Origin of the sequence: Cryobacterium sp. BB307 (assembly GCF_012274275.1) — a bacterium.
In the GTDB taxonomy this organism is placed as follows: Bacteria; Actinomycetota; Actinomycetes; order Actinomycetales; family Microbacteriaceae; genus Terrimesophilobacter.
This window is the reverse complement of the sequence record NZ_JAANZA010000001.1, coordinates 563,718-578,576: the sequence shown is the minus strand read 5'-3', so window position 1 is coordinate 578,576 and position 14,859 is coordinate 563,718. Positions and strand designations below refer to the sequence as shown.

Here is a 14,859-nt window from a genome sequence, read left to right as displayed (position 1 = left end):
GGCCGGCTCAGGGTCGAGCGGATGCCGCGGCGCGCGAGGCAGCCGGAAGCGCGGTCAGCACGCGGTCCAACGCCGCGTCGTCGTGCGCTGCAGTGACGAACCACGCCTCGAAGACCGACGGCGGCAGGCTGACGCCGGCGTCGAGCATGGCGTGGAAGAACGGCGGGTAGCGGAACGCCTGCTGGCGCCGCACCGCGTCGTAGTCGCGCGGCGGCTCGGCGCTGAACGCGAACGAGAACAGCGTGCCGGCGCGCTGCACCGAGTGCCCGACCCCCTCAGCTGAGAACGCGGCAGAAACGGCGTCGGCGATCGTGTCGGCCACCGTGCCCAGCCGGTCGTACACCGAGTCGTCGGCTGCCCTGAGCGTCGCAATGCCCGCGGCGACCGCGACCGGGTTCCCGCTGAGCGTGCCGGCCTGGTACACCGGGCCCTCCGGCGCGAGCCGGTCCATCACGTCAGCACGACCGCCGATCGCCGCGAGCGGCATCCCGCCGCCGATGACCTTGCCGAACGTGAACAGGTCGGGCGTGAACGGCGCGTCACCGTCGCGCTCGATCCCCCACCAGCCGCTCGGGCCGGTGCGGAAGCCGGTGAGCACCTCGTCGAGGATGAGCAGCGCACCGTGCTCTCGCGTCAGTTCTGACAGCGCCCGGTTGAACCCGGCATCCGGCGGGACGACCCCCATATTCGCGGCGGCCGCTTCGGTGATGACCGCGGCGATGCGGCCCTCGTGCGTCTCGAACGCAGCGCGCACCGCGTCAAGGTCGTTGTAGGGGAGCACCAGCGTCTCGGCCGCGACAGCGGCCGGCACGCCCGCCGAGCCAGGCAGCGAGAGCGTCGCGAGCCCGGATCCGGCCTCGGCCAGGAGCGAGTCGGAGTGGCCGTGGTAGTGACCGGCGAACTTCACCAGCAGGTCACGACCGGTGAACCCGCGCGCGAGCCGGATGGCCGTCATCGTCGCCTCGGTGCCGGTCGACACCAGGCGCAGCTTCTCGACCGCGGGCACGCGATCGCGTACGAGTTCGACCAGTTCGGTCTCGGCCGCGGTCGGGGCCCCGAAGGAGAGTCCGCGGGCCGCGGCATCCTGCACCGCTTGCACGACCGTCGGATGCGCGTGCCCGAGCAGGGCCGGACCCCAGGAAGCGACCAGGTCGACGTACTCGTTGCCCTCCACGTCCGTGACGTAGGGGCCGCGCGCGCTCTGGAAGAACCGGGGCGTGCCGCCGACCGAGCCGTACGCGCGCACGGGCGAGTTGGTGCCGCCGGGGATGACCGCGCGCGCGTGCTCGAATTCCTGCTCGTTGGTCGTCATCGTGAGATCGCTCCTGCCGCCTCGATCGCCCAGTAGGTCAGTACCGCATCCGCTCCCGCCCGCCGGATGCCGATGAGGCTTTCCATGATCGCCCGCTCACGATCGATCCAGCCGTTCGCGGCGGCGGCCTCGATCATCGCGTACTCGCCGCTGACCTGGTACGCCCACACCGGCACCGTGCTGATCGCGGCGACATCGGCGAGCACGTCGAGGTAGGCCATCGCGGGCTTGACCATGATCACGTCGGCGCCCTCGTCGAGGTCGATGCTCGCCTCGCGCAAGCCCTCGCGGCGGTTGGCCGGGTCCTGCTGGTACGACTTGCGGTCGCCCGTCAGCGACGAGTCGACCGCTTCGCGGAACGGCCCGTAGAACGCTGACGCGTACTTGGCGGCATAGCCGAGCAGCGCGGTGTCGGTGAAACCGGCGGTGTCCAGCGCGTCGCGCACCGCGGCGACCTGGCCGTCCATCATGCCGGACAGGCCGAGCAGCGCCGAGCCTGCCGCGGCTTGCGCGAGCGCCATGTCGCGGTAGCGCGCCAGGCTCGCATCGTTGTCGACCCTGCCGGTCGCATCCAGCACGCCGCAGTGGCCGTGGTCGGTGAACTCGTCCAGGCACAGGTCGGTCTGCACGACCAGCGCATCCCCCACCTCGGAGACCGCGACCCGCGTCGCCTGGTTCAGGATGCCGTCCTCGTCCGTTGCTCCGGAGCCGATCGCATCCTTCTTCTCCGGGACGCCGAACAGCATCACGCCGCCGATGCCTGCCGCAGCGGCCTCGTTCAGCGCGGCGCGGAAGGAGTCCATGCTGTGCTGCATCACCCCGGGCATCGAGCCGACCGGCGCCGGCTCGGCCAGCCCCTCCCGCACGAACATGGGCAGGATCAGCTCGGCCCGGTGCAGCCGGGTCTCTGCGACCAGCCGGCGCATCGCGGGGGTCATGCGCAGTCTGCGCGGGCGGTCGGGCAGGCTCATGGGGTCTCCTGGCTGGATCGGATGAGGGAGTCGATCATCGAGTCGATGCTGCGGCGGTCGGCGACGAGGTCGACTCGTAGTCCCGCTGCGGTCGCCTCCTCGGCGGTGCGCGGGCCGATGCAGACGACGATGGTCCCTGATGGCACAGGCGCGAGCTGCTCGGCGACCTGGCGCGCGACGCTGCCCGAGGTCACGAACAGTGCACGGAAGTCGCCGCCCCTGACGGCCTCAGCCACCTGGGCTGCGACGGGGACCGGAAGGTTGCGGTACGCGGTCACCGCTACGACGTCATTTCCTCGCGCGCGCAACCCGTCGGCCAGCGTCGGAGCCGCAAGCTCCGAGTGCGGGATGAGCACCCGCACGCCGTCGACCGGCCACTCGTCGACCATCGCGCGTGCGGATGCGTCGGCTTCCGGCTGGAAGTCGACACGCACGCCAGCAGTCGTGAGGGTGTGTGCCGTGGCGTCGCCGACCGCGGCCACGTTGGTCGCCTCCGGGATGCGGGTGCCGCCGATGGCCTCGATCGTCGTCGCGCTCGTGAACACCACCCAGTCGAATTCCTCGTTCTCGAGTTCCGAGAGTGCCGCGTCGAGCGCATCCGGATCAGGCGCGGGAGCGAACTCGATGAGCGGCGCGATCACCGGGCTTGCGCCGTGCTCGCGCAATCGTGCCGCGACGGATTCGCCCCACGCGCCGCCCCGCGGGACGAGCACGAGAGCACCGTCGAGGGCTCCGCTCACCGGCTGCCGCCGAGGGGTGCGAGGTCTGCTGCGCCGGCCGCGAGGAGCTCGTCGACGACGCGGTCGGCGAGTTCGTCAGCCGGGTTCTTCGCGTCGGCCGGGTACAGCGCGTGCGAGCTCGTGAGCTGCGCCGTGCCGTCCAGTGCGTACACCCGTGCGGAGACGAAGAGCAGCCCGGCGTCGATCGCCGCGGTGACGCCCACCGGGGCGGCACATCCGGCCTCGAGCCGCGCCAGGACAGCCCGTTCGGTCTCCACCATGATGCGGGTCGGCGCGTGGTTCAGCGTCGAGACCAGGTTCTCGTCACCCGTGCGAACCTCGAGAGCGAGCGCTCCCTGCCCCGGCGCCGTCGGCCAGGTGGAGAGTTCGAGCAGCTGTGTGACCTCGTCGAGCCTGCCCAGCCGCTCGAGTCCGGCAGCGGCGAGCACGACAGCGTCGAGCTCACCCGAGCTCACCTTGCCCAGCCGGGTGTCGACGTTGCCGCGGATGTCGACGACCTCCAGGTCGGGGCGCTTCGCGAGAGCCTGCGCGCGTCGGCGCGGCGACCCGGTGCCGAGTCTGGCGCCGGATGGCAGCGTCTCGAGGGTCAGTGAGTCGCGCGCGCACAGCGCATCGCGGGCGTCGACGCGTTTCGGGGTCGCACCGATGCTCAGGCCGGCGAGCGCGCCGGTCGGCAGGTCCTTGAGCGAGTGGACCACGACATCGCATTCGCCCGCGAGCAGCGCTTCGCGCAACGCGGCCGCGAAGACGCCGGTTCCGCCGAGCGAGGCGAGTGACGCCGTGGTGCGGTCACCCTCTGAGGTGATCGGCACGAGTTCGATCTCGGCGCCGGTCTTCCGTTCCAGTTGCGCGGCGATCTGGCCGGTCTGCGCCATCGCCAGCGCACTCGCTCGGGTTCCGATCCGAAGTGTCATGGCGCCACTCCCGCTACCGCCGGCTTGAACCCGGCCCGCACGTTCTCGCAGCAGGCCGGCCGGCAGACGTCGAACCACGGGCCGAGCGGGGTGAGCGCTGGCCGCTCGTCGTCCGGCGTCCCGTTGATGCGTTCGAGGGCGAGGTCGATGAGCCCCTTGACGAAGTCGGGATTCACGCCGGGTGTCGGGGTGCGTACGGCGGTGAAGCCGCGCTCGTGTGCCGCCTGCAGCGCCTCGGTGTCGAGGTCCCACATGACCTCCATGTGGTCGCTGACGAACCCCAGCGGCACAATGACGACCGCGTCGACCTGGTCGGCGTCGAGTGCGTCGATGACGTCGATGATGTCCGGCTCCAGCCACGGCATACTGGGCGGCCCCGAGCGCGACTGGAACACCAGCTGCCACTGCGGCGCTGAATCCTGCGCGGCCATCACCACGTGGGCGACAGCCTCGTGCTGCGCCTGGTACGCACCACCGGGGCCGAAGTCGCGGTCGCGCGGACCGCTCCGAACGGCGTCGTCGGTGGGGATGCTGTGGGTGGAGAACAGCACCCGGATGCGTTCGTCCGGGACGCCGTCCAGTTCGGCGAGCGCATCGCGGACTCCGTCGATGAAGCCCTGCACGAAACCAGGGTGGTCGAAGAACTGGCGCACCTTGTCGATCTGGATGACGCCGGTGAGTCCGGTGTCGTCGAGCGCCCGGGCGAAGTCCTCGCGGTACTGCCGGCAACTGGAGTACGAGCTGTACGCGCTGGTCGCGACGCCGAGCAGGCGGGTGTACCCGCGCTCATGCGCATCCGTCACCGCTTCGGCCAGGTAGGGCGCCCAGTTGCGGTTGCCCCACAGCACCGGCAGGTCGATGCCTCGTTCGGCCAGTTCGGCCTCGAGTGCCGCCTTCAGCTGGCGGTTGTGCTCGTTGATCGGGCTGACCCCGCCGAAGTGGCGGTAGTGGGTGGCGACCTCTTCGAGGCGCTCCTCGGGGATGCCGCGACCCCGCGTGACGTTGCGCAGGAACGGGATCACGTCGTCTTGGCCCTCCGGGCCGCCGAAGCCGGCCAGGAGGATGGCGTCGTAGCGAACCGCTTCGGTCACGCAAGCACCTCGGCGACTTCATCGAGGGTGATTCGGCGGCCGGTGTAGAACGGCACCTCTTCGCGCACATGCATCCGAGCTTCGGTGTGCCGCAGGTGGCGCATGAGGTCGACCAGGTCGACCAGCTCGTCGGCTTCCAAGCCGAGCAGCCACTCGTAGTCGCCCAGCGCGAAGCTCGCGACGGTGTTCGACTGCACCTGCGGGAACTCGCGGCCCATGCGACCGTGATCGCCGAGCATCTGCTTGCGCTCCTCCTCCGGCAGCAGGTACCACTCGTAGGAGCGCACGAACGGGTACACCGTCAGCCACTGCTTGGGCTGGGTGTCGCGCAGGTAGGCGGGCAGGTGGTTGGCGCTGAACTCCGCGTCGCGGTGCACGCCGAGCACGTTCCAGGTCGGAAGCAGCGGCTGCAGCAGCGGCGAGCGCCGCAGCTCGCGCAGCGCCCACTGCAGCTTCTCGGGAGGGGCGCCGTGCATCCACACCATCAGATCGCCGTCGGCGCGGATGCCGGAGACGTCATAGATCCCGCGCAGTGTCACACCGGATGCTTCTACCGCGGCGACCCGCTCGGCGAGGCTGTCGACGTCTCCCGTCGCGGCGACCTCGGGGTTGCGGCGCAGAACCGCCCAGAACGTGTAGCCGAGTTCCGGTGTGTCAATCGTCATTCGTGGTGCTCCCTTTTTCGCGCTTCAACCGTACGTCGTCTTCCCGAGTGCCGCCCACAGCCAGCAGCCACCGAGCGGTCGCGCGCGCGTGCTGCACAACCGAGGCCAGGCCGGTGCCTGAGGCGGCCTCGCCGACCTGCGGATGCGCGGCGCTAGCTTCGATCGCTGAGCGCTGCCATTCGACGACCGCCGACTCCACGATGTCGCGGGGTCGGATCGTCACTCCGAGCAGGGTCGACGCGTCGCCGCGAGCGGTGTCGGTCGGCACCGGATGCTCGTAGGAGAGCCGGAGCACGTCGAGGCCGGCCGCGGCGTGCGCGAGCCAGTCCCATTTTGCGCTCTGGTGGGTGAGCGCTCGCGCGGTCACCGGCGCACCCGGCGCCACGAGCACGCCGGAGCCGCGCGGTGCCGCGGCCAGCTCGGGCCGCTCGACGACCAGCGTCACAACGGTGGCCGGCCGGATGCTGGCCGGCGCGAGCACCCCGGGTGCAGCGACGACGACCGTGCCCAGCAGCCGCTCTGCGCCGACCCGGACGCTCGTCGGCGTCACGTCCTCGGCTGGTGCACCGACTCGCACGTCGACGCCCAAGCGTGCTAGCTCGCGTTCCAGTTCGTCGACCAGCCGGGCCATCCCGCCCCGGATCCCGCCGACGGCCGAGCCGGCCGGCGCCTGGTCCCGGAGCGTGCGCACCGCCGCGGCGAGCGAACCCTCGCGAGCGAGTGCCGCCTGCAGCCCAGGTGCGACCCGGTCGAGCGGCAAGGCATCCGGATGCGCGCTGTGCACGCCCGTGGTGACCGGCGCCACCAGGCGGTCGACCACCGCGTCGCCCATCCGGACCCGCACGAGCTCGCCCAGGGTCACCGCGTCCGCGCCGAGCTCGGCCGGGAGCTCGGCGTCGGCGGCTACGCGAGCGGTCGCCTGTGCGCCGAGCACGCGTTCGAGCTGCTCGTCGATCACCCCCGGGATGCCGAGCAGGCTCGTTGCGGGCAGCGGATAGGCGTCCGATTCGGCGGTGAACAGCCACGAGCCCGCCGGGTTCGGGCTCACCAGCTCACCGGCGAGACCGAGCTCTCCCGCCAACTCGGGGACCGACGGGTTGCGCGTCGCGTAAGCCTCGGCGCCCGCGTCGAGGTCCAGCCCAGCGAGTCGATGCCGCCGCACCTGTCCACCCAGCCGGTCGGTCGCCTCGACGAGCACGACCCGCTCCCCCGCGATGGCGAGGTCGCGCGCCACCACCAGGCCGGCGACCCCGCCACCGATGACGATGAAGGGCAGCGCGGTCGAACCGAGCGGCATCAGCGGAGCGAGTGCACGAGCTCGACGATGCGGCTGAGCACGTCGGGGTCGGTCTCCGGCGGGACGCCGTGGCCCAGGTTGACCACATGCGCCGGAGCCGCCCGGCCGGCGTCGACGACCGCGCGGACATGGTTCTCGAGCGCCGGCCAGGGTGCAGCCAGGAGCGCAGGATCGATGTTGCCCTGCAGCGGTGTCTCCCCGCCCAGGCGACGGTTCGCCTCGTCGAGCGGGAGCCTCCAGTCGACGCCGATCACATCCGCACCGACCGCACGCATCGCGCCGAGCAGCTCGCCGGAGCCGACGCCGAAGTGCACCTTGGGCACGTCGGTGCCGCGCAGGTGATCAAGCGCGCGGGCCGAGTGCGGTGCCACCCGCCGCACATAGTCGACGACGCTCAGCGACCCCACCCACGAATCGAACAGCTGCACGGCGGAAGCCCCGGCCTCGACCTGAGCGCGAAGGAACGCGCCCGAAGCGTCAGCGGCCCAATTCATCAGCGCCGCCCAGGTGTGCGGGTCGGAGTGCATGAGGGTTCGCGCGCGCAGGTGGTCCTTCGACGGGCCGCCCTCGACCAGGTACGCGGCGAGCGTGAATGGGGCGCCCGCGAAGCCGATGAGCGGCGTGCTTCCCAACTCGGCGACCGTGAGCGCGACCGCTTCCCGGATGGGCGCGAACACTTCAGGGTCGAGCGGGCGGAGCGCGGCGACATCCGAGGCGGTGCGAATCGGACGCTCGAGCACCGGACCACGCCCAGGCACGATCTCGACATCCACCCCGCCGAGCTTGACCGGCACCACGATGTCGCTGAAGAAGATGGCAGCGTCGACGCCGTGCCGACGCACCGGCTGCAGGGTGATCTCGCTCGCGAGCTCCGGGTTCAGGCACGCATCGAGCATCGACCCCGTCTCACGCAGCGCCCGGTACTCGGGCAGGGATCGACCGGCCTGCCGCATGAACCAGATCGGCGGAATCTCGGGGCGATCCCCCCGGTAGGCACGGATAAGCGGTGAGGTGGTCGTCCTACCGTCGATAAGGGGATGGGTCTCAGTCAGAAGCACGCGAACAGCATAGGCTCGGGTAGCTGCGCTTACACTGGCTCACCGTGATCCATTGCGTCTCCGTCAGCCACCGCACGTCCGATTTCGATTTTCTCGAGTCGTTGACGACCAAGGCCGACAGCGCACTGGGCACGCTCGGCGGGCTCGCCGAGATCGACGGTGCCGTGGTGCTCTCCACCTGCAACCGGTTCGAGGTCTACGTCGACTCCGAGCATCCGGATGCGATTGCCGCGGTTGCCGACGCCACAGGTGTGGACGCGGATGAGCTCGCGAAGCACGCCACCACGGCCGCCGGCGAGGGCGCGGCACGGCACCTGTTCTCGGTCGCGGCCGGCCTCGAGTCGGTCGTCGTCGGCGAGGACGAGATCTCCGGCCAGGTCAGCCGGGCGCTGACGGCGGCGCGAGAGGCCGGGACGACGTCGTCTCGGCTCGAGAAGCTGTTCCAGGCCGCGGCGAAGACCAGCCGCGGGGTGAAGACCCGCACGGCGCTCGGCAGTTCCGGGCGCTCGCTCGTGCGGCTTGCGCTCGAGCTCGCCTCCAGCCGGTTCGCCGACTGGCGGAGCTTGCGCATCCTGATCGTCGGCACCGGACGATACGCCGCGACCACCGTCGCCGCCCTGCGCGAGCGAGGCGCATCCGACCTGTCGGTGTTCTCCCCGAGCGGGCGCGCGGCGACGTTCGCGTCCAAGTACTCGCTCGACCCGGTCACCGACCTGGAAGCGGCCATCGCCGACGCACAGCTCGTCATCACCTGCACGTCCTACGAGCATCCGGTGATCACCGAGCAGCACGTGAGCGAGGGAAATCGCCGCTTGTTCGTCGACCTCGGGATGCCGCGCAATATCAGCTCCGGGATCACCGCCGTGCCGCACGTCGAGCTGCTCGACCTCGAGACCATCAGCCTGCACGCGCCGCTCGAGGCGCTGACCGCGACGGCGGATGCCCGGGAGCTGGTCACCACGGCCGCGGCGCAGTTCACCGCAGACAGCACCGTCGCGCCGGCCGTCGTGGCCATGCGCGAGCACGTGCTCGACCTGCTCTCCACCGAGCTCGAGCAGCACAGCGCCAACCCCGAGATCGAGCGAGCGCTGCGCCACTTCGCCGGCGTGCTGCTGCACGGGCCGTCGGTGCGCGCCCGGGAGCTGGCGGAGGACGGCCGCGGTCACGAGTTCGTCGCGGGCATCGAGGCGGTGTTCGGCGCGAGAGCTGGGCATGAGCGTCCGGCTGCCGAGAGCGCGTGACCCTCAACGCGCCAGGCGCTCGACGATCGCTCCGTAGGTCCTGGGCAGGGAGTCGGCCAGCGGGACGATAGCGCGCCGCGCCGGTGAGGCGCCGAGCGCGACGAGACCCGAGGTGAGCATCCGGAAATCGCGCGTCGCGGTGCGCCACTCTCGTTCGTACGCCTGCGGGTCACCGGCGACGATGCAGCGCACCGCTGCTGCCACCTGTGCCAGCCCGACCCGGATGCCTTCGCCGGTCAGCGCATCGACGTAGCCGGATGCGTCGCCGGCGAGCAGCACGCGGCCGGCCGTGCGTGCGCGTGTCCGCTGGCGGAGCGGGCCGGCGCCGCGCAGGTCGCTCGAGTGCGGGGCGCCGTCGATGCGGTCTGCGAGAGCGGTGCTGACCGTGCGGTCGTAGTCGGTGCCGGGCGCGCCGAGCACGGCGATGCCGACGTTGTGGTCTCCCACCGGGGTGACGTAGACCTCGGCATCCTTGGTCCAGTGCACTTCGACGAAGTCGCTCCACGGTTCGATCGCGAAGTGCCGCCGGAGACCGAACCGGCGGCGACCGCGCGGAGGGCTCGCAAGCCCGACCAGGTCCCGCACGGTCGAGTGCAGTCCGTCGCACCCGATGAGCCAGTTCGCGCGTACCGCCTCGTCTCGCAGCACCACCGTGACGGATTCGTCATCCTGGCTGAGCAATCCGACCTTGCCCTCGATCCGTTCCACCCCCAGCTCGTCGGCGCGTCGGCTGAGCGCGACATGCAGCACCGGGCGGCGGACACCGCGTGCGGTGCCGTGCGCGAACGGGTGGTCGGCACGGTGACCGTCACGCCGGTAGCTGATCCCGCGGATGTCTCGTCCCACCGGGTCGACGCCCAGCCGGTTCAGGGCACGCAGCGCACCCGGCATCAGCCCCTCCCCGCAGGCCTTGTCGATCGTGCCGTGACGCTGTTCGATGACCGCGACGTCGAGCCCGGCGAGGCGCGCCTCGATCGCGGCGGCCAACCCGATCGGGCCTCCACCGGCGACGAGCAGCTGGGTCATCTCGCCAGCGCACCCAACGCGCGCTCTTCGGTGGGGATGCGGAAGCCCAGCAGCAGCACAGCGTTGAGCACCGTGAAGGTGAGAGCAGTCAGCCACGCGGTGTGCACGAGCGGCAGCGCGAAGCCCTCCACGACGACCGCGAGATAGTTCGGATGCCTGAGCCACTTGTAGGGACCGGTCGCGACCAGGTGCAGGCCGGGAACGACGATGACACGCGTGTTCCACTGCCGTCCGAGCGCAGCAATGCACCAGTAGCGCAGCGCCTGGCTGAGGATGACGAGCACGAGCATCGGCCAGCCGAGTGCGGGGATGAACGGGCGGTCGAGCAGCACGGCTTCGGCGATGCATGCGGCGAGCAGCCCGGTGTGCAGCGCCACCATCCAGGGAAAGTGCTTCTGCCCGTACTCGATACCGCCGGCCGCGAACGCTCGTTCGGCATTGCGCTTCGAGATGACCAGTTCGACGAGCCGCTCGACACCGGTCGCGACAACCAGTGCGATGTACCAAATCACGGCCACTCCAGCAGCACGAGCTCGGCACCCACCCCTGGGCCGAGCGCGAACAACAGGCCCTTCGTCCCGGCAGGCTGTGCGCCGGCGTCGGCGAGCACGTGCAGCACGGAGGAGGATGACAGGTTGCCTACGCGCTCGAGCGAGTCCCAGCTGAGCGCTAGACGCTCGCGCGGCAACTCGAGCGCGCTCGCGAAGGCTTCGAGCACGCGCGGTCCGCCCGGGTGGGCGATCCAGCAGCCGATGTCCGAAACCGTCAGTCTATGCTCGGAAAGGAATGTGTCGACCCCGGCGCGGAAGTGCGTCGCGATGACGTCGGCGACGCCGGCGGTGAGCACGATCTCGAACCCGCTGTTTCGGATGTTCCAGCCGATGACGTCCAGCGAGTCGGGGTAGAAATCGCTGCGCGTTGCGACAATCCGCGCTGCCGTTGGAGACCCGATTGCGAGCTCGTCGCCGGTCAGGACAACCGCGGCGGCACCGTCGCCGAACAGCCCGGTGGCAACGAAGTTGGCCATCGATTCGTCCGAGCGCTGAAGGGTCAGCGAGCATAGTTCCACGCTGATCAGCAGTGCGACGTCGGCCGGATGCCCAATCAGGTAGTCATGCACGCGCGCCAGCCCGGACGCCCCGGCGACGCAGCCGAGCCCGAACGACGGGAGCCGCTTGACGTCCGGCCGGAATCCGAGTCGCGGCACCAACAACGCGTCGATCGACGGTGCGGCGAGACCGGTGACGGTGGTGAACAGGATGAAGTCGACATCGGTCGGCGCGAGTGCCGCCTGCGCGAGGGCGTCCCGCACCGCGCGCTCCGCGAGGTCTGTCGCGACCTCGATGTAGAGGTCGTTGGTCTCGCTGAACGAGCCCAAATCACGGTAGCTCTCGAGCGGCAAGGCGGTGTGCCGGGTTCCTATTCCGCTTGCGGCATGCATCCGTTCCATGGTCGAGCGGCGTGGAGACGGGATGAGCGCGGTCAGTTCGCGCGTGATCTGCTCCTGCGGGTACGCATACTCCGGCAGGACCGGTGAGACCGCCGCGATGCGCGTCATGGGCAGAAAGTAACACGCGTTGCTGGGGGAAGTGACGCGTTCAGGTTGCTTGTGGTCTAAGGAAGCTCGTGGTCCAGGGAGACGGGAGGGATGACTTCCCGGCGCTGCTCGCGGATCCAGCGCAGCCGCGTGCGGCGGAACTCCTGGCGGGTCGAGAACCGGTAGTGGTAGGTGAGCACTCTCACCCAGCGCGGGGGGGTGCCGTCGAACGGGTCGTGGCGAAGCATCCGGAGCGTGGGCCGGTCTGCTTCCAGCAGTTTGCCGAGGAACCCGTAGAACCACTCGGTGTGCACGCTGCCGAGCGGGAGGAACCACATCAGCCAGTCGAGCCGCAGGTGGTACGGCGCGAACTGCCTGGACAGCCGCGCGGTGTCGCCCGGCTTGCCCTTGAACTCGTACTCGCGCCAGTCGGCCTCGTCAGGCTGTTCGACGAGAGTGCCCTCGACGATGACCTCGATGCGACGCTTGGTGACGCTGCCGAACGCGCCGTAGGCGTTCACCAGCTGGAGCCGGTTGAAGCTCGCGTTCATCAGCTGGTTCCGCGACAGCAGGTTGCGAATGGGCCAGAAGCTGAGCACGAGCAGCAGCACGGTGACCAGGGCGACGACCACCAGCCACCAGGTGGGGCCGACCTCGCCCGCCGGCCAGTCGAGCGGGATGCCCGGGATCAGGGCGTGCCAGACAGAGTCGCTGATCAGCCCGAAGGCGAGCACGATGGTGATCCAGTTGAGCCAGGCGAAGTTGCCGGTGATGACGAGCCAGCCCTGGGTGAGAATGACGATGGCTGCGCCGATGCTCGCCACCGGCTGCGGCAGGAAGAGCAGGAACGGCACGACCAGCTGGGCGAAGTGGTTGCCGAGCACTTCCATCCGGTGCACCGGCTTCGGCAGCAGGTGCGCCTGCCTGCTGAACGGGTTCGGCATCGGCTGGGTCTCGTGGTGGTAGTACAGCGCGGTGAGGTCCCGCCAGGCACGGTCGCCGCGCAGCTTGATCATTCCTGCGCCGAATTCGAGCCGGAAGATCAGCCACGCGGTCAGCAGGATGATCGGCAGCGGGGGCGGCACCTGATCGGAACCGAGGAACGCCGCCAGGAAGCCCGCCTCGAGCAGCAGCATCTCCCAGCCGAAGCCGTAGAAGGTCTGCCCGACGTTGACGATCGACATGTAGAGCAGCCACAGCCCCAGGAACACGAGCATCGGGAGCCACGGTGGTCCGACTTGCGGCAGGCCCACGACGACGGATGCGGCGAGCAGCATCCCGAGCACGCACACCGTGACCAGCAGGCGGTCCGAGTAGCGCCAGCGGAACAGCGTCGGGCCGCGCACGAACCGCTTGTGCTTCAGCAGTTCGGGGACCGGCAGCAGGCCGTGCTCGCCGAGCAGCACGCGGAACTGGTTCGCGCTGGACAGGAACGCGATGAGGTAGATGGCGGCCACCCCGCGTTGCAGGATCTGGCGTGCGAGTTCGTAGTCCGGAGCCCAGAACCAGTCCACGCGCACAGGGTACGCCGGGCGGCTCACACTTCGATACCGAAGTGCTCCTTCAGCGCGAGCCGCGCGGCGAACCAGCCGTTCATGCCGTGCACCGCCGGCCCGGGCGGGGTGGCTGCGGAGCACAGGTAGATGCCCTTCAGCGGGGTGCGCCAGGGTTTCGTGGACACCACCGGGCGCTTCACCAGCTGCCACAGGCTCACCGCACCGCCGTAGATATCGCCGCCGACGTTGCTGCGGTTGTACGCGGCCTGCTGCCTGGCGCTGCTGCTCGCGGTCGCCAGCACCAGGTCACGGAAGCCCGGCGCATAGCGCTCCACCTGTGCGGTGATCAGTTCGGTGGCGTCCAGGCTGGAGCCTGCCGGAACGTGCGTGTACGCCCACAGCACGTGCCGGCCCTTCGGCGCACGGGTCGGGTCGAGCACGCTCGGCTGGGTGACGAGCACGTACGGCCGTTCGGGCACACCGCCGCGGTGCACCAGATTCTCGGCTGCCGCGATCTCGTCTCGCGTGCCGCCGAGGTGCACGGTCGGCGCATGCGCGACATCCGGATTCGCCCAGGGCACCGGCCCGGCGAGCGCGAAGTCGACCTTCGCGACGCCCGACCCGTAGCGGTAGCGCCGCAACGCTCGCGCGTACCCTGCCGGCAGATTCCCCGTGAGCAGCAGCTTCACCGACGTGTCGAGCAGCGTGACCTTCGACGCCGGCAATTCGCGAAGCGTCCTGATGGTCTGCCCGGTCTCGACCACCCCGCCATGCGTGAGGAAGTCCTGCAGCAGCACATCGGCGATCGCCTGTGATCCGCCGATCGGAAAGCCCCAACCGCCGGCGTGCGCGTGGGTTGCCAGCAACAGTCCGGCGCCGGATGACGACAGCGACGGAGTCTGGCCCGCCGCATGTGCTGCGACCCCCGAGAACAGCGCGCGGGCCTCCTCGGTCTTCAACCTCGTGTTCCACAGGAGCCGGCTTCCCAGCCCGAGGCTGCGCGCACCGTATTGAAAGGCCGCGATCGGATCGTCCGGCCAGCGCAGCAACTGCGACCCGGTGAAGTCCACCACGCCGTCCAGCCGTCGCAGCAGCGGTTCGAACATCCGCTTCCACGCCCCGCCATCGCGACCGAGCTGGTCGGCTGTGCGATCCAAGTCACGCCAGGCCAGCGCTGCGCGGCCGCCGTCCAACGGATGCGCATACGACACATCCGGGATGACCCAGTTCACGCGATCCGGCAACCCGAACTCGCGGAAGAACGGCGACGCGAGCGCCGCCGGGTGCACCGCAGAACAGACATCGTGCCGAAAGCCGGGCAGCGTCAACTCCGCAGTGCGCACGCCGCCGCCGATGGTCGCTGCCGCCTCCAGCAGGCGAACCCGCAGGCCCGCGCGCGCCGACGTCACCGCCGCAGCCAGCCCGTTCGGGCCGCTGCCGACGACGGTGACGTCGAACGTCTCGCTCATGCGCCCAGTCTGTCACCGGCGCTCAGCCGGTCACCGCATCTG

General features: G+C 70.3%; 14 protein-coding genes. 1 reads left to right on the top strand and 13 read right to left on the bottom strand.

Features of this window, described 5'->3' with window-relative positions:
• Window positions 1-7 precede the first annotated feature (7 nt).
• From hemL to hemE, 8 genes are read right to left on the bottom strand one after another with little or no spacing between them, the layout of a single operon-like run.
• Window positions 8-1,312 (bottom strand): glutamate-1-semialdehyde 2,1-aminomutase, encoded by a 1,305-nt coding sequence (gene hemL / locus HGK58_RS02870; protein ID WP_168626023.1) that lies wholly within the window; start codon window positions 1,310-1,312, stop codon window positions 8-10.
• Window positions 1,309-2,283, bottom strand: coding sequence for a porphobilinogen synthase (gene hemB / locus HGK58_RS02865; protein WP_168626022.1), 975 nt, complete (start codon window positions 2,281-2,283; stop codon window positions 1,309-1,311). Before hemB ends, hemL begins: the two co-directional genes overlap by 4 nt.
• Complete coding sequence (locus tag HGK58_RS02860) at window positions 2,280-3,023, bottom strand: uroporphyrinogen-III synthase (protein ID WP_168626021.1); 744 nt, start codon at window positions 3,021-3,023, stop codon at window positions 2,280-2,282. The genes hemB and HGK58_RS02860 overlap by 4 nt, the downstream gene beginning before the upstream one ends.
• The gene (hemC, locus tag HGK58_RS02855; RefSeq protein WP_168626020.1) at window positions 3,020-3,937 is read right to left on the bottom strand and encodes a hydroxymethylbilane synthase; all 918 of its coding nucleotides are present in this window, start codon (window positions 3,935-3,937) and stop codon (window positions 3,020-3,022) included. The genes HGK58_RS02860 and hemC overlap by 4 nt, the downstream gene beginning before the upstream one ends.
• Window positions 3,934-5,028, bottom strand: a complete 1,095-nt coding sequence (locus HGK58_RS02850) for a ferrochelatase (RefSeq protein ID WP_168626019.1) — start codon at window positions 5,026-5,028, stop codon at window positions 3,934-3,936. The genes hemC and HGK58_RS02850 overlap by 4 nt, the downstream gene beginning before the upstream one ends.
• Window positions 5,025-5,693, bottom strand: a complete 669-nt coding sequence (gene hemQ, locus HGK58_RS02845; protein WP_168626018.1) for a hydrogen peroxide-dependent heme synthase — start codon at window positions 5,691-5,693, stop codon at window positions 5,025-5,027. Before hemQ ends, HGK58_RS02850 begins: the two co-directional genes overlap by 4 nt.
• On the bottom strand, window positions 5,683-6,990 hold the full coding sequence (locus tag HGK58_RS02840; protein WP_168626017.1) for an FAD-dependent oxidoreductase: 1,308 nt from the start codon (window positions 6,988-6,990) through the stop codon (window positions 5,683-5,685). The genes hemQ and HGK58_RS02840 overlap by 11 nt, the downstream gene beginning before the upstream one ends.
• The gene (hemE, locus tag HGK58_RS02835) at window positions 6,990-8,048 is read right to left on the bottom strand and encodes a uroporphyrinogen decarboxylase (RefSeq protein ID WP_168626016.1); all 1,059 of its coding nucleotides are present in this window, start codon (window positions 8,046-8,048) and stop codon (window positions 6,990-6,992) included. Before hemE ends, HGK58_RS02840 begins: the two co-directional genes overlap by 1 nt.
• A 44-nt stretch (window positions 8,049-8,092) precedes the next feature.
• Between hemE and HGK58_RS02830 the strand changes: the two genes are divergently transcribed.
• Window positions 8,093-9,289, top strand: coding sequence for a glutamyl-tRNA reductase (locus HGK58_RS02830; protein ID WP_168626015.1), 1,197 nt, complete (start codon window positions 8,093-8,095; stop codon window positions 9,287-9,289).
• A gap of 3 nt (window positions 9,290-9,292) precedes the next feature.
• Here the strand turns inward: HGK58_RS02830 and HGK58_RS02825 are convergent, their stop codons facing one another.
• The 5 genes from HGK58_RS02825 to HGK58_RS02805 are packed head-to-tail and all read right to left on the bottom strand — an operon-like array spanning window position 9,293 to window position 14,817.
• Complete coding sequence (locus tag HGK58_RS02825; RefSeq protein ID WP_168626014.1) at window positions 9,293-10,315, bottom strand: NAD(P)/FAD-dependent oxidoreductase; 1,023 nt, start codon at window positions 10,313-10,315, stop codon at window positions 9,293-9,295.
• Window positions 10,312-10,833, bottom strand: a complete 522-nt coding sequence (locus tag HGK58_RS02820) for an isoprenylcysteine carboxyl methyltransferase family protein (RefSeq protein WP_168626013.1) — start codon at window positions 10,831-10,833, stop codon at window positions 10,312-10,314. Before HGK58_RS02820 ends, HGK58_RS02825 begins: the two co-directional genes overlap by 4 nt.
• Window positions 10,824-11,873, bottom strand: a complete 1,050-nt coding sequence (locus HGK58_RS02815) for a 3-oxoacyl-[acyl-carrier-protein] synthase III C-terminal domain-containing protein (protein ID WP_168626012.1) — start codon at window positions 11,871-11,873, stop codon at window positions 10,824-10,826. The genes HGK58_RS02820 and HGK58_RS02815 overlap by 10 nt, the downstream gene beginning before the upstream one ends.
• Before the next feature lie 56 nt (window positions 11,874-11,929).
• The gene (locus HGK58_RS02810; protein ID WP_349236112.1) at window positions 11,930-13,366 is read right to left on the bottom strand and encodes a lipase maturation factor family protein; all 1,437 of its coding nucleotides are present in this window, start codon (window positions 13,364-13,366) and stop codon (window positions 11,930-11,932) included.
• Window positions 13,367-13,389: 23 nt separating this feature from the next.
• Window positions 13,390-14,817 carry an NAD(P)/FAD-dependent oxidoreductase gene (locus tag HGK58_RS02805; RefSeq protein ID WP_168626011.1) on the bottom strand — a complete coding sequence of 476 codons (1,428 nt, stop codon included), beginning with the start codon at window positions 14,815-14,817 and terminating at the stop codon, window positions 13,390-13,392.
• Window positions 14,818-14,859 lie beyond the last annotated feature (42 nt).

What these genes read in the sequence shown, in the direction of transcription:
- hemL (WP_168626023.1), bottom strand. Translation starts at nt 1,312, where the DNA reads ATGACGACCAACGAGCAGGAATTCGAGCACGCGCGCGCGGTCATCCCC.
- hemB (WP_168626022.1), bottom strand. Translation starts at nt 2,283, where the DNA reads ATGAGCCTGCCCGACCGCCCGCGCAGACTGCGCATGACCCCCGCGATG.
- hemC (WP_168626020.1), bottom strand. Translation starts at nt 3,937, where the DNA reads ATGACACTTCGGATCGGAACCCGAGCGAGTGCGCTGGCGATGGCGCAG.
- hemQ (WP_168626018.1), bottom strand. Translation starts at nt 5,693, where the DNA reads ATGACGATTGACACACCGGAACTCGGCTACACGTTCTGGGCGGTTCTG.
- HGK58_RS02840 (WP_168626017.1), bottom strand. Translation starts at nt 6,990, where the DNA reads ATGCCGCTCGGTTCGACCGCGCTGCCCTTCATCGTCATCGGTGGCGGG.
- HGK58_RS02825 (WP_168626014.1), bottom strand. Translation starts at nt 10,315, where the DNA reads ATGACCCAGCTGCTCGTCGCCGGTGGAGGCCCGATCGGGTTGGCCGCC.
- HGK58_RS02815 (WP_168626012.1), bottom strand. Translation starts at nt 11,873, where the DNA reads ATGACGCGCATCGCGGCGGTCTCACCGGTCCTGCCGGAGTATGCGTAC.
- HGK58_RS02805 (WP_168626011.1), bottom strand. Translation starts at nt 14,817, where the DNA reads ATGAGCGAGACGTTCGACGTCACCGTCGTCGGCAGCGGCCCGAACGGG.